Below are 19,471 nucleotides of genomic sequence, written 5' to 3'. Positions count from 1 at the left end.
TCCGCAAACAAAGCGACGCAGGGGGGCAGCCGGACAGATGGCGCGCTAAGCGCCACGACTGGTAGCCACAGGCTAAAAAAGGGAACTCTCGATGCGAACGAACCTCTATGCAGGCGTGGCCGTGGCCGCGCTGCTTCTTCCGGTTGCAGCACATGCGCAGGAAACCACCTCGACGATTCGCGGCACGGTGACCGCCAATGGTGCGCCGGTCGCCGATGCCTCCGTCGTGGCGACCAATTCGGCTTCGGGAACCCGATCGACCACTCGCACCGACGCTAGCGGTAGCTTCAACCTCACCGGCCTACGCACCGGCGGCCCCTATACCGTCGAAGTGACCGCGACGAACTATTCGAACGCATCGATCACCGACATCTATACGGTCGCCGCGCAGTCGTTCGACCTGCCGGTCGAACTCGTCGCCGAGGGCCAGGACATCGTCGTGACCGCCAGCACGGTCCGCGGCGCACGCTCGATTTCGCAGGGCCCCGCTACGGTGCTCTCGGCCGAGCAGATCGCCAACGTCGCCAGCCTCAACCGCGACATTCGCGACCTATCGCGTCGCGATCCGTTCGCGCGCCTCGACGATACCCCCACGGGCGGCCGCGCGATCTCCTTCGCTGGCCAGAACGCGCGCTACAACCGCTTCAGCGTCGACGGCGTGCCGATCACCGACAATTTCGGTCTCAACACCGACGGCCTGCCCAGCCGCCGCTCGCCGATTCCGTTCGACGCGATCGGCCAATTCCAGGCCAAGGTGGCGCCCTATGACGTGCGCGAAGGCAATTTCCAGGGCGGCGCCATCAACATCGTCCTGAAGTCTGGTACCAACGAGTTCCACGGCAGCGGCTTCTACGCCCGCTCGGGTGACGAATTCGTCGGCAAGAAGACCAAGAACGTTACCGTCAACGTCCCGAATTTCCATGTCGACAACTATGGTGCCGAGCTGAGCGGTCCGATCATCAAGGACAAGCTGTTCTTCATGGTCGCCGGTGAGCGGCTGCGCGGCGGCCGTCCGATCGCGGAAGGTCCGAGCGACAACAACAGCGGCACCGTCATTCCGGGCATCACCCAGGCGCAGGTCGATCGCATCAGCGCGATCGCGAACAGCGTGTACAACTACAACACCGGCGGCGTGCTGCGCGACTCGGGTGACAAGGACGATCGCGTCGTTGCCCGTATTGATGCAAACATCAGCGACAAGCAGCGCATGTCGGTGACGTACACCTACGCCAACGACGCCATCAACCTGCTGAACAACACCTTCACCAACGCCCCCACCGGCCTCGGCCTGGCGTCGAACGCGTACATCCAGGGCAATCGCCTGCACACGGGCGTGGTGCAGCTGAACTCCGACTGGTCGGACGATTTCTCCACCGAAGCACGCGTGTTCTACAAGAACTACACGCGTATCCAGGATCCGCTGCTCGGCCGCGGCTTCGCACAGTTCCGTGTCTGCTCCAACGAAACGTCGACGCCGCTGACGGTCTCGGGTTCGTCGCTTACCGCGTGCGAAAACAACGCTGCGGTCGTCTCGTTCGGTCCTGACAATTCGCGCCAGACCAACCAGCTCAAGACCGATACCTGGGGCGGCATGCTTCAGGCACGCCTGACGAAAAACGACCACGATCTTCGCGTCTTCACCGAGATGCAGTTCGTGAACGTCTTCAACTCGTTCCTGCAGAACAGCGCGGGCAATTATTACTTCGACTCGATCGCCGACCTGCAGAACAAGACCGCCAACCAGATCACCTATGCCAACGCGATCCCGTCGCTGGTACCGAATGACGCTGCGGCGAATTTCTCGTACCAGAGCTACACGTTCGGCGTGATGGACTCCTGGCGCGTCACGCCCACGCTGAACATCAGCTACGGCATGCGCTATGATCTGTACGGCATGCACGATCTGCCGGCGCGCAGTGCGGCGTACACGGCGCGCTATGTGGGCGGTGCCATCGTCAACGGTCAGCTCACGACCATCGGTGCGAACAACGCCAACATCTCCGGCCTGGGCCTGTTCCAGCCGCGCGTCGGCTTCGACTGGAAACCGCTCCCGCGGGTGAGCATTCGCGGCGGCGGCGGCATCTTCGGCGGCGGCACCCCCGACGTCTATGTGTCGAACAGCTTCTCGAACACCGGCGTGCTCACCAACTCGGTGCAGATCAATCGCACTGCCACCGGCTTCTCGGGTGCGACGACCAACGCCGCGATCGGCAACGCCGCGCTTTCGGGCGTGACCGGCACGTCGATCCCCGGCGCGGTCAACACGCTGCTGACCAACGCCACGGTCGCGACGAACGCCAACGTCAATGCGCTCGCCCCGAACTTCAAGGTGCCGTCGCAGTGGCGCGCCACGCTCAGCGGCGAATACGCCGTGAGCGGCTGGACCTTCGGCGCCGACTTCCTTTACTCGAAGGTTCGCGACCAGGTGTACTTCACCGACATCCGTTCGCAGCCGATCGCCGGTTCGCTGACGCCGGATGGTCGCCAGCGCTACCAGAACATCATCGATGGCGCCGCCAGCACCAACACCAACACCGACATCCTGCTGACCAACACCAGCAAGGGCCGCGCGCTGATAGGTGTCGCCCGCGTCGACAAGACCTGGGACTTCGGCCTCAACATCAACGGCAGCTTCACCTACCAGGACGTGAAGGACCAGTCGCCGGCGACCTCGTCGACCGCAGGTTCGAACTATAGCAACGGCGCGTTCGTCGATCCGAACAACGTCGCCTATGGCATCTCGAACGATCAGGTGAAGTACTTCTTCAAGTACAGCCTGAACTACGAGCACGCCTTCTTCGGTGACTACAAGACTACCTTCGCGCTGTTCGGCGAATCGCGCATCGGTCACCCGTACAGCTATACCTTCCAGGACTTTGGCAGCGGCCGTTCCTCGGTGTTCGGCACCACCGGCGTCAGCTCGGGCACCGGCACCGGCGGCAACCGCTATCTGATGTACGTGCCGACCGTGAACGATCCGCTCGTTTCGTACAGCACCCCGGCGGTTCGCGATGCGGTGAACGCGTTCATCGACGCCTCGGGCCTGGGCAAGTATCGTGGCCAGGTCGCGCCGCGCAATGCCTTCCACTCCAAGTGGTTCACCCGGATCGACCTGCACGTCTCGCAGGAACTGCCGACCGGGCTGGGCAAATCGCGTGTCACCATCTTCGGCGACATCGAGAACTTCACCAACTTCCTGAACAAGAAGTGGGGCCAGACCCGCGAGTACGTGTTCCCGTACAACGTGGCGACGGTCCGGGTGCAGTGCCTGACCACCAAGGGCAATGCCGATGGTGCGGGCACGGTCGCGACCAGCGCGGCGCAGCCCTGCGCCCAGTATCGCTACTCGCCGGTGGGTGGTTCGGCCAACTTCACCGCGCCGAGCGATCAGATCTACGCGAACCAGTCGCTCTACTCGATCCGCATCGGCGCCCGCTTCACCTTCTAAGCGGCACCGACCATCACCTTTGGAATGCCGGGCGCCCAGCGCGCCCGGCATTTTTTTTGCCCCCTCGCCATCCCGATGGTACAGGCGCAGCGTGGCAAAGACTTCGCTTCCGCAGACCAACACCCGGACCTTGGGCCTTTCCAAGCCCGACCTGTTTTCGCGTCCCTTCTTCGAAGACAAGGGCCGGGCCTTCTGGATTCTCCAGGCGACCGGCTGGAGCGGCTATCTGCTGCTGCGCTCGGTGTCTTCGATCTCGAACGGATTTTCGGTCGAAGGGCTGATTAAGGCGATCATCGAGGCGATCGTCGGCTATTGCCTGACGCTGCTGCTCTCGGCGCTCTACGGCTTCTACCGGCGCCTGCCGCGAATCCCCGCGGTGCTGCTCACCCTCGCCACGCTGGGGGCGGCAACGCTGATCTATGCGGTGCTGGAGGCCTTCACCTATTCCTTCACTGCGGCCGAGGCGGGGATCACCGTCGCGCGCGTGATCGGCTACAGCTTCCTCACCTTCACGGTGCTGGCGGGCTGGTCGGCGCTCTATTTCGGGATCAATTTCTACCTGATCGTCGAGCAGCAGATCGACCAGATGCAGATCCTGGAGAACCAGGCCTCCAGCGCCCAGCTGGCGATGCTGCGCTACCAGCTCAACCCGCATTTCCTGTTCAACACGCTCAATTCGATCTCGACGCTGGTGCTGCTCAAGCAGACCGAGCGCGCCAACATCATGCTGTCGCGCCTCTCCTCCTTCCTGCGCTACACGCTGGCCAACGAGCCGACCGCGCACGTCACGCTGGCGCAGGAGATCGAGACGCTGAAGCTCTATCTCGAGATCGAGAAGATGCGCTTCGACGAGCGGCTGCGCATGCATTTCGATCTCGATCCGCGCGTCGCCAAGGGCAGGCTGCCTTCGCTGCTGCTCCAGCCCTTGGTCGAAAACGCGATCAAATATGCCGTCAGCACGCAGGAGGACGGCGCCGATATTATCGTTTCGGCTCGACTCACCGGAGACAGGGTGCAGATCGCCGTGTCCGATACGGGTCCGGGATTGATCGAAACGCGTCCGAGGCCGACGCTCTCCACTGGCGTGGGGCTCGCCAATATTAGGGAACGGCTGGTTCAGGCTTTCGGGCCTGACCATCGTTTCGAGACGCGAACGAAACCTGGGGAAGGTTTCAGCGTTGAGATCGAAATACCGTTCCAGCTTGAGGAACCGAACCGAGAGGCCGCATGACCATCCGTACCATCCTCGTTGACGACGAATCCCTGGCGATTCAGGGGCTCGAGCTCCGGCTGCAGGAGCATGAGGATGTCGAAATCATCGACAAATGCTCCAATGGCCGCGAAGCCATCCGATCGATCAAGACGCACAAGCCCGACCTCGTTTTCCTCGACATCCAGATGCCGGGGTTCGACGGGTTCTCGGTGATCCAGGGGCTGATGGAGGTCGAACCGCCGCTGTTCGTCTTCGTCACCGCCTATTCCGACCATGCCATCCGCGCCTTCGAGGCGCAGGCGGTCGATTACCTGATGAAGCCGGTGGAGCCCTCGCGCCTCGCCGACACGCTCGACCGCGTCCGCCAGCGCCTCACCGAGAAGCGGGGCGTGGAGGAAGTGGAAAAGCTGAAGGAAGTGCTCGCCGAAGTGGCACCGGATGCGGTGGACGATATCGCCACCGGCGACGGCGCGGAGCCGGCGTCCAACCGCTTCGAGAAGCTGATCAACATCAAGGATCGCGGCCAGATCTTCCGCGTCGATGTCGACACGATCGAGCGGATCGATGCCGCCGGCGACTATATGTGCATCTATACCGGCGACAACACGCTGATCCTGCGTGAGACGATGAAGGATCTGGAGAAGCGGCTCGATCCGCGCCGCTTCCAGCGCGTCCACCGCTCGACGATCGTCAATCTCGACCTCGTCCGCCAGGTGAAGCCGCATACCAATGGCGAATGCTTCCTGGTGCTCAATTCGGGCGCGCAGGTGAAGGTCTCGCGCTCGTACCGCGACGTGGTGGCGCGCTTCGTCCACTGAGCGGTTGGGGTCTTCCCCCTCACCCTTCCGCCGCTTCGCGGCTCCCTCCCTCTCCCAAAGGGAGAGGGAATAAGCGCCCTCTCCCTTTGGGAGAGGGAGGGGCCCGCCGGCGAAGCCGGTGGGAGGGTGAGGGCGACCCGCGCCCCACCCTCCCCGATCCTCAGAACCCGGCCGAGAAGGTCAGGAACCACTGGCGCGGCGCGATCGGATAGAGCGAGTAGCTGTTGGTCGCCGAGCCCACCGAGATGGTCGACCAGCCGCCAACGTCCGCCACATTGGTGACGTTGAGGCTGAGCTCGGCCTTCTTCAGCCGGACCATCTCCGCCGGCAGCTTGGCGGCGATACGCAGCGAGGTGAGGAAGTAGGACTTCACGCTGGTGTCGTTGGCATAGGTCGCATAGCGGCGCCCGACATAGTCGCCGGTCACCTGCGCCTCGAACGCGCCGAGCGCCAGCGTCGCGACCGACTTGTTCATCCACTTCGGGCTGCCCGGCACCTGCTTGCCGCAGGTCGGGACCACGCCGCCCTTGACCACGCCGCCGCCGATGCAGCCCGGCACCGCCGCGCCGATGCCCAGCGCCGTCGAGCTATAGTCGCTCTGATAGGTCGAGCTATTGTACGAGGTGGCGTTGTACAGCGACAGTGCGCGGCCGAAGTGCAGCGTGAAGGCGGCGTCGACACCGTCGGTATGCACGCTGCCCACGTTCACCAGAATCGAGGTGCCGCCGGTGATCGCGCCGCCGGCAATGCCGCCCGGGTTGGTGCTGATCGCCAGCAAGCGGTTGCTGAAGGTGACATGGTAATAGTTCACCTGCGCGTCGAGCCCGCTCAGGATCCCGTCGAAGCTGCGATGGGTGCGCACGCCGCCTTCATAGGTCCAGCTGGTCTCCGGCTTGCCCTGCTGGGCGAAGGCATCGAACGCCGACTGGCTGCCGGTGAACCAGGGCGAAAGCGAGCCGCCGCCCAGATAGGCCATATACTGGTGCAGGTTCTTCTGGACGTTGAAGTAGAGCTGCTCATGGCCGTTCAGGTCATAGGTCGCGCCGACCGAGGGCAGGAACCAGTTCTTGGTGTTGATCCGGCCGCTCGGCAGGTTGCCGGTCAGGCCCGAGAGCGAGCCCGCCTTGGGCTGCACCGGGAAATAGCCATTGGCCCATTGCGCGCTGGTCTTGACGCCCGCTTCGACGCGGAGCTGCTCGTTGACCTTCCAGGCATCCTGCAGGTGGAGCTGGAGCACATCGACGCGCGCTTCGCCCTGATATTGGGTGAACAGCGGGTTGGACGGGCGGATATAGGGGCTGCTGGAGTCCGGATTGTTGACGTCGAGGCCGTACCAGCGGCGCCACTGGGTGGCGCTGTTATGCTCGAACCAGGCGCCAAGCTGGACCTGGTGCGCGCCGAAATCGAGGTCGAGGTTCGAGATTCCGCCTTCGCGGTCGATGCGATATTCGGTGGTGCGGGTGACCAGACCCGAGCCGCCGGTCGCGGCGACCAGCGCCGCCGACGCGTTCTTGTTGGCGCCATAAGCGGTCGCCTTGCTGTAGTTGGGGTCCAGATAGGCCTGGATCACCGTGATCGACTGGCCGAGCGGCCCCGCGACCACACCGACGCCGTCATTGTGGTGGTAATAGCCGGTATTGGACCAAGTGACCCGGTCGCCCAGCTTGGCGTCATAGCGGGCATAGGTCAGATAGTCGGTGCGCTGCGCATCCGAATAATAGTTGCGGTAGTTGCCGCCCTGCGCCGCCGGCGCGTTGCCGAAGGCGTCCATATAGGCGCGCATGCCCTTCAGGTCCGAATAGAAGAACGGGCGGGTGCGCGGCGTGTAGAGCTGCGCGGCGGTGGCGGTGCCGCCGGGCGAGGGCTGGAAGAAGCTGGTCGCGTCCTCGTTCGGCTCCTTCTTGTCCGAATAGTCGAAGAAGACGGTCAGCTTGCCGGCGGCATTGTCATGGACGAACTTGGCGTTGGCCTGCCAGCCGCCCTGGATGCCGTTGAAGTCCCAGGCCCGGGCGCGCTGGCGGACGCCGGACACATAGGCGCTGTTCTCGCCATTGCCGAACGTGCCGGTGTCGAGCCGCAGATAGGTGCGCGAGGTGCCGTAGCTGCCTACCGTCTGGTTGAACGTCCCGCCCATCGTCTTGGCCGGATCGGCGGAGAAGGTCTCGACCGTGCCGCCGAGATTGCTGGTCGAGGCAGTGCCGAGATCGCCAGCGCCGGTGGTCACCACGACGCGGCCGACATTCTCCGAGATCACCGCGCGCTGCGGCGACAGGCCGTTGTAATTGCCGTAGCTCTGGTCGCCCAGGGGCACGCCGTCCATCGTGTAGCCGAGCTGCTGGAAGTTGAAGCCGTGGATGAAGATCTGGGCGTTCTGCTCGTTGTTCCCCCAGGGATCGGCGGTGATGTAGAGCACGCCGGGCAACGTCTGGATCGCCTTGAGCGGCGAAACGCCGGGCAGGATCTTCTGGATCTCTTCCGACGAGATCGCGGTCGCCGAACGCGTCGTCTTCGCGGTGACGACGATGGTGCTGGCGGTATCGGTGTCGCTGCCGCCCTGGTCGTCGGCGGCGACGCTGCTGGTCTCCTGCGCCTGCGCGGGCATCGCTGCGGCAGCGGTGAGGAAGGCGGCGACGGATACCGTCGCGCGGAGTGCGTGCTGGAATTTCATGTTTGGCGACCCCCCAGGTCTGGATGAATGTTGCGGTTGCGAAGCGCCGCTAGGGAGGCCGTGTTTCAGTTCGGCGGCTTTTGTATAAAAATGGTGTGACGTTGCCCTTTTGCTTCGGTTAACGTTTGCACGAATTCAGACGCCGCCGGGCTCGTCCAATCCCTGCCGGCTGGGTGTGACCGGGAGGCCGCGGGGACCGAGCCAGTGGCCGGCGAGCAGCACCGGCTCCAGCACCGCCATGCCGATCAGCACCGCGATCAGTCGCTCGACGCCCGGCAGCACGTCGCCATCGGCATAGCTGTCCGGCACCAGCATCACGAGCACGGCGAGCGTGAACTGGGTACCGACATAGCGGTAGCTGTGCGGTCCGTTCTCGATCCCTCGCCCGATCGCCACCCCGAGCGCGGTGCCCGCGACCAGCACCAGCGCATGGCCCTGGGCGACGAACAGGCAGACCGCGGACAGCGCGGCCCCGGCGAGGCAGCCGACGAAGCGCTGCGCCAGTCGCGCGCTCACCGGCACCAGCCCGCCCGCGCCGAGCCCATGGACCGGCACCAGCATCACCGCCATCACGCCCACCGCGCCCTGGGCGAGGGCCGGCAGCGCCAGCGCGCGCGCCACCCCGATCAGCAGCGCCAGCGCCACGCCGGCCTGCGCCGCATGGCGGAACGCAGCGGGATGCCACAGCGCGATCACCGGCGGCGGCGTAGGCGGGGCCGGCCAGCGCCGCCGCAGCGTGAGGGTCGAGACGATGCTCACCGTCGCGCAGGCGACCGTCCCCGCCACCGTCTCCAGGATGCGGGTGAGGACGAACTGGTCGAGCGCCGTCGCCGGCGTTTCGATCTTGTCGAGCAGCACCATCGCGAAGGTGAGGCCGAAGAACAGCCAGGCATAGGCCCGTCGCGCGGTGAGTGCGCGGTAGAGGCTGAGCGTGCCCACCACCATCATGGCGGCGGCGCTGCCCAACCAGCTGGTCGCGACGAACGGCGCCAGGCCCAGCGCGAGCAGCCCGCCCGCGACGGTGCCGACGATCCGCAACAGGCCGCGCAGCACCGTCTCGCTGGCATGGCCGCGCATGACCATATAGCCCGCAAACGCCGCCCAGGCGACGTTGTCGCCGCCGATCGCATGCGCCACCAGGATCGCCAGCAGCACGGAGACCACGCACTCGCCGATATCGACGGTGCGCGGGCTGATCCGCGCGATCAGGGCGCTCCAGGTGGCGGCGATGCGCTTCATCTCATCCGAACAGCTCGGCGAGGAAATAGGTCATTGCCTGCCAGCTGCGGCGATCGGCCTTGGGCTCGAAGGCGACCTTCGGATTGTCGCCGCCCTTGCGGCTGACATCGGTGAAGGCATGGCCGGCATGGCCATAGGCGTGGAGCTGCCAGTCGGCGCCCGCCTCGGTCAGCTCCTGCGCGAGTGCGACCGTCGCCTCGGGCGGGCAGAGCGGGTCTTCCCAGCCATGGCAGACCAGCAGCCTGGCGGTGATCGGCTGCACATTGGCATAGTCCGGGCGATCATAGACGCCGTGGAACGACACGCCGCCGAGGATCGGCAGCCCGGCGCGGGCCATGTCGAGCACGCACTTGCCGCCGAAGCAGAAGCCAATCGCGGCGGCGCGCTCGGCATCCGCCTGCTCCAGGCCGGTCAGCGCCGCCAGCGACGCCTCCATCCGCGCGCGCAGCAGGCCGCGATCGGCATTGAGTTCGGCCATGTAGCGGCCCATCTCCGGGTCGCCGAGCGTCGTGCGCTTGCCCTGCCCGTACACGTCTGCGACCAGCGCGACATAGCCGAGCGCCGCCAGCGCATCGGCCTTCACATTATCCTCTTCCTTCTGGCCGAGGATGTTGGGCAGCACCAGCACCGCCGGTCGCGGGCCCGTCACCGCATCGTCCCATGCCGCCACGCCCTCGAACGGGCCGCCGGGGCCATCATAGACCAGCGTCTGTCGAACCATCGCCATGTACCGTTACTCCTGCGCTTGTCCCTGTCGCCCGTGTCGCTAAGGACGGCGGCGCGCAGTTACAAGGAGATCGCCCATGCCCACCCTCGTCCTGATCCGCCACGGCCAGTCGGCCTGGAACCTGGAAAATCGCTTCACCGGCTGGTGGGACGTGGATCTGACCGAGCAGGGTGTGCGCGAGGCGACCGCCGCCGGCACGCTGATGAAGGAGAAGGGTCTCGACTTCGACCAGTGCTTCACCAGCTTCCAGAGCCGCGCGATCAAGACGCTGCACCTGGCGTTGGAGGCGATGGACCGTCTCTGGCTGCCGGAAGAAAAGGACTGGCGCCTCAACGAGCGCCACTATGGCGGCCTGACCGGCCTCGACAAGGCGGAGACGGCCGCCAAGCATGGCGACGAACAGGTGAAGATCTGGCGCCGCAGCTTCGACGTGCCGCCGCCGCTCCCCGAGGCGGGCTCGCCCTGGGACCTGACCAAGGACCCGCGCTATGCCGGCATCCCGATCCCGCAGACCGAGAGCCTGAAGGACACGATCGCCCGCGTGCTGCCCTATTGGGAACAGCGGATCGCGCCGGAGTTGAAGGCGGGCAAGCGCGTGGTGATCGCGGCGCACGGCAATTCGCTGCGCGCGCTGGTGAAGCACCTGTCGGGCATTCCCGATGACGAGATCGTCAGCCTGGAGATCCCGACCGGCCAGCCGATCGTGTACGAGCTCGACGGGGATCTGAAGGAAATCGAGCGTTACTATCTGAGCGAGCGGTGATCCCACACTTTTAAGCCCCTCCTCCTTGGAGGAGGGGTTGGGGGTCGAGGGATGCCAGACCAGATGTTGGTCTCGGTAAGACCCTGCCCCACCCCACCCCCTCCCCTGAAGGGGAGGGGCTAAGTTTTGTAGCTCACCGCCCGCGCGGCCCCAGATCCGCCGGGATGGTCGCGCGGTATTGCGGTGCCACCCGCGCCTTGCTGACCTGCTCGTACGCATAGCCCGCGCGCAGCAGCAGCCCGTCCGAATAGGCCGTGCCGATGAACGACAGACCCGCAGGCAGCCCGTTCACCAGCCCCATCGGCACCGTGAGGTGCGGATAGCCGGACACCGCCGGCAGCTCGCTGGCCGACGGCCCGACGAACTGATCGCCATGCGCCGGATCGCTCAGCCACGGCGTGCCGTAGGTGGGCGTCACCAGCAGCTGCGCCCCCGCAGCCTTGAGCATCGCGTCGATCCCCTCCGGGCCCGCCAGCCGCTGCGACTTGACCCGCGCCGCCTTGTAGTCGGGATCGTCGAGGCCCTTGGTCGCCTCGGCCTTGAGGAAGGTTTCCTGGCCGAAGAACGCCATTTCCTCGCCCGCATGCGCCTGGTTGAAGGCGATCACGTCCGCCAGCGTCCGCACCTTCACCGCCGCCGGCGTCGTCGCAAGATACGCCGCGAGATCGGCCTTTAGCTCGGTATAGAGCACCAGGCCCTCGGCCTCGCCCAGCCCGTCGAGCTTGGGCAGCTTCACCTCAACCAGCGTCGCGCCGGCCGCGCGCAGTTCGTCCAGCGCCTTGTCGAAGCGGGCGCCCAGATCGTCCGCCATCTCCGGCCGCCAATAGCCGATCCGCATCCCCTTCAGCGCACCCGCGGCGAGGCCGGCCGCATAGTCCTTGCGGTAGGCGTTCGCGCCCTTGGTAGCCGGATCGGCAGGGTCCTCGCCGACCATTGCCGAGAAGAGCAGCGCGACATCGACGACACTCCGCCCCATCGGCCCCGGCGTATCCTGGCTGTGGCTGATCGGCACGACGCGGGTACGGCTCACCAGCCCCAGCGTCGGCTTCAAGCCCACCAGCCCGTTCATCACCGAGGGGCACACGACCGATCCATCGGTTTCCGTTCCCACCGCCACCGCTGCAAAGCTTGCCGCCGCCGCCGCGCCCGAACCGCTCGACGAGCCGCAGGAGGTGCGATCGAGCGCATAGGGATTGCGCACCAGTCCACCGACCGCGCTCCACCCGCTCATCGAATGATCCGAGCGGATGTTCGCCCATTCGCTGAGGTTGGTCTTGCCGAGGATCACCGCGCCCGCCGCGCGCAACCGCGCCACCACCGGCGCGTCGCGGCCGGTGCGGTTGTCCTTGAGCGCAAGGCTGCCCGCAGTGGTCGGCAGTTCCTTCGTCTCGATATTGTCCTTGATCAGCACCGGCACGCCGTCGAGCGGACCCAGCGGCTTGCCCGCCTTGCGCCGCGCATCGCTGGCGCGCGCCTGGGCGAGCGCATCGGGGCTCACCGCGATCACCGCGCGGAGCGTCGGCCCCTTCTGGTCCATCGCCGCGATGCGCGCCAGATAGGCGGCGGTCACCGCCGCGCTGCTCGTCTTGCCCGAGGCGAGATCGGCGGCGATCTTCGTTGCCGGCACCTCCGCGACCTGCACCTGCGCGGTCGCCGGGCTTGCCGCCGCCAGCGCCAGCATCGCCACACCCCAAGCCCGCATCGCACCCCCCTTTTGTCTGGTTCGCGCGCAGCCTAGCCTGTGCCGAAACAAGCGCAATCCTGCCCGAATAGACACAGGGCAAGATCGGTCGGGCGGGGGGCATTCCCGCCCTCTAGGAAGGCGTCGCCACGGAGGAATAGATGCAGACGCCGCTCGCCCGCTACCATGCCCGCATGCAGCGCGTGCTCGACCATGTCGACACGCATGCCGAGGAGGACCTCGACCTGGAGACGCTGGCGGGCGTCGCGGCGTTTTCCAAGCATCATTTCCACCGCCAGTTCAGCGCGCTGTTCGGCCTATCGGTGCATCGCTATGTCCAGCTCGTCCGGATGAAGCGGGCGTCGTACCGCCTCGCCTATCGGCCCGGCGAGCCGATCACCGGCATCGCGCTCGATGCCGGCTATGAATCGCCCGAGGCTTTCGCCCGCGCCTTCCGCCAGCGCTTCGGCCAGGCGCCCTCGCAGTTCCGCGCGGCGCCGGACTGGCACCCCTGGCACGCGGCCCTCGCGCCGCTCACCCAAGCAAGGAGCCAGACGATGCAGACCCGATTCACCTGTGCCGACGTGACGACGCTCGACTTCCCCGCCACCCCGGTGGCGTTCCTGACGCACCGCGGCGACCCCGCCCATCTCGGCGACACGATCCGCCGCTTCATCACCTGGCGCAAGACCACCGCCCACCGTCCGCCGGCCAGCGCGACCTACACCATCTTCCATACCGACCCGCGCACCACCCCGCCCGAGGATTACCGCCTCGACCTGTGCGCCGGCACCGCCCATCCCGTGGCCGACCCGGCGCACGGCATCGAACCCGGGCTGATCCCGGCCAGCCGCTGCGCGATGCTGCGGGTGGTGGGCCAGGCCGACGACCTCGAACCCGCCGCGCTGTTCCTCTATCGCGAATGGCTGCCGGAGAGCGGCGAGGAGCCGGGCGACTTCCCGCTCTTCGCCCGCCGCGTCGCCTTCTTCCCCGACGTGCCCGAGCATGCGGCCGTGACCGAGCTTTATCTGCCGCTTCGATAGCCTCCATGGTGCAGCTTGCGCCGCCACAGCCACCAGCGGTTGTGGCGACCGTGATTCATCCCCCAAAATTTATTTGCAGTTCCGCGTTCGTTCCCTTGCCTTTTCCGGAGGCAAGGAAGGTCCGTGCGTCGCGCGCTTTTCGGGGTCTCCGGCGTGCCACGAGCCGAGTCATTTCAGCGACGAGCCGTTGCATTCCTCCGTGATTTCCGCTCTTGTGCCCGGACTCGGATTGGCACAATCTGTAGTGGTCGCACCAAGGGGCAAGCCCAAGCACTGGTAACCCATCGTTCGCATCCCCAAATGCGGCATGGGCAGATTCGTGCCGGGCGCCGGGCCGATGGACACTTTTTGTTCTCGCGCAAACCCGGCTGGTGCTACGATCGCTACCGTGCCCCGAGTCGGTTGTTGCGTGACGCAGAAGACAGGGGTCCGAGGTATGGAATTCAGAGATAGTGAGACCAGCGTGAACGAGACCGCCACCATCGAAGCCGCCCCCGCCAGCAAGGCGCTCGACAGCAAGGCGATCGTGCCGCAGCCCTATCCGGTCGAGGTCGATCATGCGCGCGACGCGCTGCTCACCGATTTCGGCAAGGAGACGCTGAAGGACCGCTATCTGCTCCCCGGCGAAAGCTACCAGGACCTGTTCGTCCGCGTCGCCTCGGCCTATGCCGATGATCAGGCGCACGCCCAGCGCCTGTACGATTACATCTCCAAGCTGTGGTTCATGCCGGCCACGCCGGTGCTGTCGAACGGCGGCACGGGCCGCGGCCTGCCGATCAGCTGCTATCTCAACTCGGTGCCGGACAGCCTGGACGGCATCGTCCAGACCTGGAACGAGAATGTCTGGCTCGCCTCGCGCGGCGGTGGCATCGGCACCTATTGGGGCAGCGTGCGCGGCATCGGCGAGCCGGTGGGCCTGAACGGCAAGACCAGCGGCATCATCCCCTTCGTCCGCGTAATGGATTCGCTGACGCTCGCGATCTCGCAGGGCTCGCTGCGCCGCGGCTCGGCCGCCTGCTATCTCGACATCTCGCACCCGGAGATCGAGGAGTTCCTCGAGATCCGCAAGCCGTCGGGCGACTTCAACCGCAAGGCGCTGAACCTGCACCACGGCGTGCTGATCCCCGACGCCTTCATGGAAGCGGTGCGCGAGGGCGCCGAATGGCAGCTGAAGAGCCCGAAGGACGGCTCGGTCCGCGCCACGGTGGATGCGCGCGCGCTGTTCCAGAAGCTGGTCGAGACCCGCCTCGCCACCGGCGAGCCCTACATCGTGTTCTCGGACCATGTGAACTCGACCATGCCGAAGCACCACCGCGATCTGGGCCTCAAGGTCTCGACCTCGAACCTGTGCTCGGAAATCACGCTGCCCACGGGCCGTGACCATCTCGGCAATGATCGCACCGCGGTGTGCTGCCTGTCCTCGCTCAACCTGGAGACCTGGGACGAGTGGAACAAGGACAAGCTGTTCATCGAGGACGTGATGCGCTTCCTCGACAATGTGCTGACCGACTATATCGAGCGCGCGCCCGACGAGATGGCCCGTGCCCGCTATTCGGCGGCACGCGAGCGTTCGGTCGGTCTCGGCGTGATGGGCTTCCACAGCTTCCTCCAGGCGCGCGGCATCCCGTTCGAAGGCGCGATGGCGAAGAGCTGGAATCTGCGCATCTTCAAGCATGTCAGCGCGCAGGTGAACGAAGCCTCGATGGCGCTCGCCGTCGAGCGCGGCCCCTGCCCCGACGCCGCCGACATGGGCGTGATGGAGCGGTTCAGCTGCAAGATGGCGATCGCGCCGACCGCGTCGATCTCGATCATCTGCGGCGGCACCAGCGCCTGCATCGAGCCGATCCCGGCCAATATCTACACCCACAAGACGCTCAGCGGCTCCTTCTCGGTGCGCAACCCGTATCTGGAGAAGCTGCTCAAGGAGAAGTCGAAGAATTCCGACGCGGTGTGGAATTCGATCCTCGAACAGAACGGCTCGGTCCAGCACCTCGACTTCCTGACGCCGGAAGAGAAGGACACGTACAAGACCAGCTTCGAGATCGACCAGCGCTGGATTCTCGAGCTGGCGGGCGATCGCGCGCCGTTCATCGACCAGGCGCAGTCGCTCAACCTGTTCATCCCGGCGGACGTGGAAAAGTGGGACCTGCTGATGCTCCACTTCCGCGCCTGGGAGCTGGGCATCAAGTCGCTCTACTATCTGCGCTCCAAGTCGGTGCAGCGCGCCGGCTTCGCGGGCGGGGTCGAAGCCGACAACACGATCGAGAAGCCCAAGTTCGACCTGGGTGAGTCGACCGATTACGACGAATGCCTGGCCTGCCAGTGAGGAACCGGGATGGAGGAACGCGGCGCCGCTGAAAACCCCTCTCCCCCTGTGGGAGAGGGAGGGGCCCGCGCTGCGGAGCAGCGTGGGAGGGTGAGGGGGACCCGGGGCCATCCAAAGCCCCGCGGCAATGCCGAAGGTCTCACCAAGCGCCAGCTTCTTCCGTCCACTACCGCTACCCGATCGCGTGCACATCGCCGCGATGCGGGCCCCGTCGAACGGACATTATGGGCAGCGCTACGCCGCGCACTCCCGCACGCAAGGTTTCGCAGGCAAGTGCCGATGGGTGTCTATCACGCTGATTTCTGTTCGCATGGCGCGAAGCTCGTCGTCGAAGTCGACGATGCGACTCATGCCGTGAGTCTGGATCGCGATGCGGTGCGCACGCGGTTCCTGAACGGCGAAGGCTATCGGGTGCTGCGCTTCTGGAACAACGAGGTGATGACCAACCTCGATGGCGTGCTCGCGGAAATTGCGCGGCATGTGGATGCCGGGCTGCAAGCATGAGCATGAGCACGCGTCCCCCTCACCCTTCCCACCGCCTGCGGCGGCGGGCCCCTTCCCTCTCCCACAAGGGGAGAGGGAGTGGTGCGCCCCAGCTCCCTCTCCCCTTGTGGGAGAGGGAGGGAGCGGCGAAGCCGCGGAAGGGTGAGGGGGACTCACACCTTCCGCTTAACGGCTCAAGCCTCTTCTTCGAACAGCTCGGCCGCGACATCGGCGTTGGCCGACAGGCGGACCTTGTCGCCCTCGACCTCGGCGACCAAGCCGCCCGGGATGTAGTGGTGATGGCCTTCATGGCTGCCCTCGGCGCCTTCGACCTGGGCGGCCGAGTCCTTCTTGGTCAGCTTGATGCGGCCGCCATCGACATGGTCGACGGTGCCGACATGGACGCCGTCGGCGCCGATGACTTCCATATGTTCCTTGATTGCGCTGAGATCTGCCATGGGTCTTCTCCTACTTGGGGTTCGCGCACCGAACGCACGCGGTCGCGAAACGATGCACATTGCACAAAGGGACGTCTGCCATACCTAGGGATAGCCGCATGAAGCGCCGCGCCGCCTTTGCCCTCGCCGCCTTTGGCCTGCTGACGGCCTGCGCGCACCAGGTGCCGAGCGCCGTGGCCCCGCAGGCGCCGGGCTTCCTGCTCGGGCTGTGGCACGGCTTCATCTTCCCCGTGGCCTGGGGGCTGTCACTGCTGTTCCCGGAGGTCGCGGTCTATGCGGTGCCGAACAATGGCGGCTGGTATGATTTCGGCTTCTTCATCGGCGTGGTGTTCCTCGGCGTCGGCGCGCAGGGTGGCCGCAAGGTCGTCTATCGCGAGCGGGTCGTCGTGCGCGATGGGATGAAGACCGTTCGTGGACGCGTGATCGACCAATGACCCGTACCCTCGTCATACAGGCCGGCCTCGGCATCGCTTCGGGCGCGGCGGGACTGATCGTCCTCCTCCGCCCTTCGGCGGCGCGGGCGTTGCTGCGCATGGAAGCCAGCGAGCACGCGACCTATGCGTTGCGGATCGGTGGCATGATGCTGGTGGCGCTCGGCCTGTTCCTCACCGGCTTCGCGCTGGCCTTTGCGAGCGCGGGAGGGGCGGCGTGAACATGGATTCGGTAATCGCCGCTTGTGGCGTAATCGGGACCTTGACTGCAGGCGCACACATGGTGCTGCGGCCAGCAACCTATCTCGGCAAAGGCACTCCGCCAGCCTCCGATCCGCGCACCGTTCGCGCGTTCGGCATCTTCTTCATCGGCCTCGCGACAGTCGGGGTCGTCTTCGCTCTCATCAAATTCGTCTCGGAGTAATCCCCATGTCGCTTCTCGAAGCCCGCAAGACCTACAAGCCCTTCGAATATCCCTGGGCCTATGAATATTGGAAGCGCCAGCAGCAGGTCCACTGGCTGCCGGAGGAAGTGCCGCTGGGCGAGGATTGCCGCGACTGGGCGCAGAAGCTGACCGATCACGAGCGCAACCTGCTCACCCAGATCTTCCGCTTCTTCACCCAGGCCGACGTGGAAGTGCAGGATTGCTACCACGAAAAATACGGCCGCGTGTTCAAGCCGACCGAGATCAAAATGATGCTCACCGCCTTCTCCAACATGGAGACGGTGCACATCGCGGCGTACAGCCACCTGCTCGACACGATCGGCATGCCCGAGACCGAATACAGCGCCTTCCTCCAGTACAAGGAGATGAAGGACAAGCATGATTACCTCAGCACTTTCGGCGTCGATACCGACGAGGATATCGCCAAGACGCTGGCGATGTTCGGCGGCTTTACCGAGGGGCTGCAGCTATTCGCCAGCTTCGCGATGCTGATGAACTTCCCGCGCTTCAACAAGATGAAGGGCATGGGCCAGATCGTCACCTGGTCGATCCGCGACGAGAGCCTGCACTGCGAAGGCATCATCAAGCTGTTCCACACCTTCTGCAAGGAACGGAACTGTATGACGCCGAGCGTGCGCGACGACATTCTGGACATGTGCCAGAAGACCGTCCGCATCGAGGACGCGTTCATCGATCTCGTCTTCGAAATGGGCCCGGTGAACGGCATGACGCCGAAGGACATCAAGAAATATGTCCGCTTCATCGCCGACTGGCGGCTGGGCCAGTTGGGCCTCAAGCCGATCTACATGATCGACGAGCACCCCCTGCCCTGGCTCGCCCCGCTGCTTAACGGTGTCGAGCACGCCAATTTCTTCGAGACGCGCGCGACCGAATATTCGAAGGCGGCGACGCGCGGCCAGTGGAACGAAGTGTGGGACAGCTTCGACAAGCGCCGCCAGGCCAAGACCAGCACCATCGCCAACGAAGACGCGATCGAAGGCGACATGTTTGCCAAGGCGGGAATCGCGGCGGAGTAAGCGCGCGGCCCTCTTCTTACCCCCTCCCGCTTGCGGGAGGGGTAGGGGGAGGGTGTGTGCTGGAAGCGAGGGCTGACGCTGAAGAAGCGGGCAGTACTCGGGGGACGGTGCGAGGACGGAGCCTAGGTCGTGAACGCATAAACGACCGCTGTTGGAACCGGCCCGGACGTCCGAGATTGGGTGGAGAGCGGTCATGCAATTGCATCACGCAGGCGCGGATGAATCCAAACTTCAGACGGACTGTATCGAGCGCAGACTTGTATCGGACCGATCAGGTTTTGGTTCACCGTCTCGACGTCCAACGGAACGTGCAAGCGAGGGCAAAGTTTTTCGTCGACGTCGAACCACACGACGAAATATTCTTCGGGCGCGTTGCCCCACGCCTGCCAGCTAAGGACAACTTCTTCTTGACCGTACTCGAGTGCCTCAAACCATTCGATATCCGCCACCTGTGCTGGCCAATCTCTCGGATCAGCTACGGGTTGCGCGTATGCGTAGAAGCCGAAACCTGACGGCATAGCGGGAAAGGAGTGCCATCCGGCTCGCTCGATCAGCGCGGCTTCTACGGTGCCGATTGGCCGATAGAGCGTGAGAGTGGTCACGCGAGTACCATACGATCGATGGCGAACGTCCGTAAATGGGCGGTTTCGGAAACTCCAGATTTGTGAGTCTACGACCTAATTTAGCGGAT

At 65.3% G+C, this 19,471-nt stretch carries 17 protein-coding genes; 11 read left to right on the top strand and 6 right to left on the bottom strand.

The features are described 5' to 3' along the window. Positions 1-91: 91 nt before the first annotated feature. The 3 genes from BM009_RS13800 to BM009_RS13790 all read left to right on the top strand — a co-directional run bounded on the left by BM009_RS13800 (position 92) and on the right by BM009_RS13790 (position 5,479). Positions 92-3,448 (top strand): TonB-dependent receptor, encoded by a 3,357-nt coding sequence (locus BM009_RS13800; protein ID WP_093297047.1) that lies wholly within the window; start codon positions 92-94, stop codon positions 3,446-3,448. A gap of 91 nt (positions 3,449-3,539) precedes the next feature. Continuing rightward, positions 3,540-4,679 (top strand): sensor histidine kinase, encoded by a 1,140-nt coding sequence (locus BM009_RS13795; protein ID WP_175488015.1) that lies wholly within the window; start codon positions 3,540-3,542, stop codon positions 4,677-4,679. Next, positions 4,676-5,479: a LytR/AlgR family response regulator transcription factor gene (locus BM009_RS13790; protein WP_093297045.1), complete on the top strand. Its 804-nt coding sequence runs from the start codon at positions 4,676-4,678 to the stop codon at positions 5,477-5,479. Before BM009_RS13795 ends, BM009_RS13790 begins: the two co-directional genes overlap by 4 nt. A gap of 160 nt (positions 5,480-5,639) precedes the next feature. Here BM009_RS13790 and BM009_RS13785 read toward each other — a convergent pair whose 3' ends face one another. From BM009_RS13785 to BM009_RS13775, 3 genes are all read right to left on the bottom strand, one after another. After that, positions 5,640-8,147 carry a TonB-dependent receptor gene (locus BM009_RS13785; protein WP_093297043.1) on the bottom strand — a complete coding sequence of 836 codons (2,508 nt, stop codon included), beginning with the start codon at positions 8,145-8,147 and terminating at the stop codon, positions 5,640-5,642. A 135-nt stretch (positions 8,148-8,282) separates the two neighbouring features. Beyond that, positions 8,283-9,386: an FUSC family protein gene (locus tag BM009_RS13780; protein WP_254772289.1), complete on the bottom strand. Its 1,104-nt coding sequence runs from the start codon at positions 9,384-9,386 to the stop codon at positions 8,283-8,285. Position 9,387: 1 nt separating this feature from the next. After that, the gene (locus BM009_RS13775) at positions 9,388-10,113 is read right to left on the bottom strand and encodes a dienelactone hydrolase family protein (protein ID WP_093297041.1); all 726 of its coding nucleotides are present in this window, start codon (positions 10,111-10,113) and stop codon (positions 9,388-9,390) included. 76 nt (positions 10,114-10,189) lie between these two features. Between BM009_RS13775 and gpmA the strand changes: the two genes are divergently transcribed. Then, positions 10,190-10,876, top strand: coding sequence for a 2,3-diphosphoglycerate-dependent phosphoglycerate mutase (gene gpmA / locus BM009_RS13770; RefSeq protein ID WP_093297039.1), 687 nt, complete (start codon positions 10,190-10,192; stop codon positions 10,874-10,876). A gap of 133 nt (positions 10,877-11,009) precedes the next feature. On the opposite strand, the gene BM009_RS13765 is transcribed toward gpmA, so the two are convergent. After that, positions 11,010-12,578, bottom strand: a complete 1,569-nt coding sequence (locus BM009_RS13765) for an amidase (protein WP_093297037.1) — start codon at positions 12,576-12,578, stop codon at positions 11,010-11,012. Positions 12,579-12,718: 140 nt separating this feature from the next. Between BM009_RS13765 and BM009_RS13760 the strand changes: the two genes are divergently transcribed. The 3 genes from BM009_RS13760 to BM009_RS13750 all read left to right on the top strand — a co-directional run bounded on the left by BM009_RS13760 (position 12,719) and on the right by BM009_RS13750 (position 16,430). Beyond that, complete coding sequence (locus BM009_RS13760) at positions 12,719-13,600, top strand: AraC family transcriptional regulator (protein ID WP_093297036.1); 882 nt, start codon at positions 12,719-12,721, stop codon at positions 13,598-13,600. Positions 13,601-14,036: 436 nt separating this feature from the next. Further along, entirely contained in the window at positions 14,037-15,926 is a 1,890-nt protein-coding gene (locus BM009_RS13755; RefSeq protein WP_093297034.1) for a ribonucleoside-diphosphate reductase subunit alpha, read from the top strand. Between the two features lie 9 nt (positions 15,927-15,935). Further along, positions 15,936-16,430 carry an endonuclease domain-containing protein gene (locus BM009_RS13750; protein ID WP_093297032.1) on the top strand — a complete coding sequence of 165 codons (495 nt, stop codon included), beginning with the start codon at positions 15,936-15,938 and terminating at the stop codon, positions 16,428-16,430. Positions 16,431-16,603: 173 nt separating this feature from the next. Here the strand turns inward: BM009_RS13750 and BM009_RS13745 are convergent, their stop codons facing one another. Continuing rightward, on the bottom strand, positions 16,604-16,867 hold the full coding sequence (locus BM009_RS13745; RefSeq protein WP_093297031.1) for a DUF2171 domain-containing protein: 264 nt from the start codon (positions 16,865-16,867) through the stop codon (positions 16,604-16,606). Between the two features lie 98 nt (positions 16,868-16,965). Between BM009_RS13745 and BM009_RS13740 the strand changes: the two genes are divergently transcribed. From BM009_RS13740 to BM009_RS13730, 4 genes are read left to right on the top strand one after another with little or no spacing between them, the layout of a single operon-like run. Then, positions 16,966-17,301 carry a hypothetical protein gene (locus tag BM009_RS13740; protein WP_093297029.1) on the top strand — a complete coding sequence of 112 codons (336 nt, stop codon included), beginning with the start codon at positions 16,966-16,968 and terminating at the stop codon, positions 17,299-17,301. Then, positions 17,298-17,519: a hypothetical protein gene (locus BM009_RS13735; protein WP_093297027.1), complete on the top strand. Its 222-nt coding sequence runs from the start codon at positions 17,298-17,300 to the stop codon at positions 17,517-17,519. Before BM009_RS13740 ends, BM009_RS13735 begins: the two co-directional genes overlap by 4 nt. After that, complete coding sequence (locus BM009_RS22260; protein WP_139216620.1) at positions 17,516-17,722, top strand: hypothetical protein; 207 nt, start codon at positions 17,516-17,518, stop codon at positions 17,720-17,722. Before BM009_RS13735 ends, BM009_RS22260 begins: the two co-directional genes overlap by 4 nt. A 5-nt stretch (positions 17,723-17,727) precedes the next feature. Then, a complete protein-coding gene (locus BM009_RS13730) occupies positions 17,728-18,780 on the top strand; it encodes a ribonucleotide-diphosphate reductase subunit beta (protein ID WP_064310348.1) in 1,053 nt (350 codons plus the stop codon). A 191-nt stretch (positions 18,781-18,971) separates the two neighbouring features. On the opposite strand, the gene BM009_RS22255 is transcribed toward BM009_RS13730, so the two are convergent. Further along, positions 18,972-19,382: a hypothetical protein gene (locus BM009_RS22255; protein WP_139216619.1), complete on the bottom strand. Its 411-nt coding sequence runs from the start codon at positions 19,380-19,382 to the stop codon at positions 18,972-18,974. Positions 19,383-19,471: the final 89 nt, after the last annotated feature.

It is taken from the genome of Sphingomonas sp. NFR04 (genome assembly GCF_900114095.1).
Taxonomy (GTDB): domain Bacteria; phylum Pseudomonadota; class Alphaproteobacteria; order Sphingomonadales; family Sphingomonadaceae; genus Sphingomonas.
The sequence above is the reverse complement of the archived record's forward strand: the minus strand, read 5'-3'. Positions and strand labels throughout refer to the sequence as shown.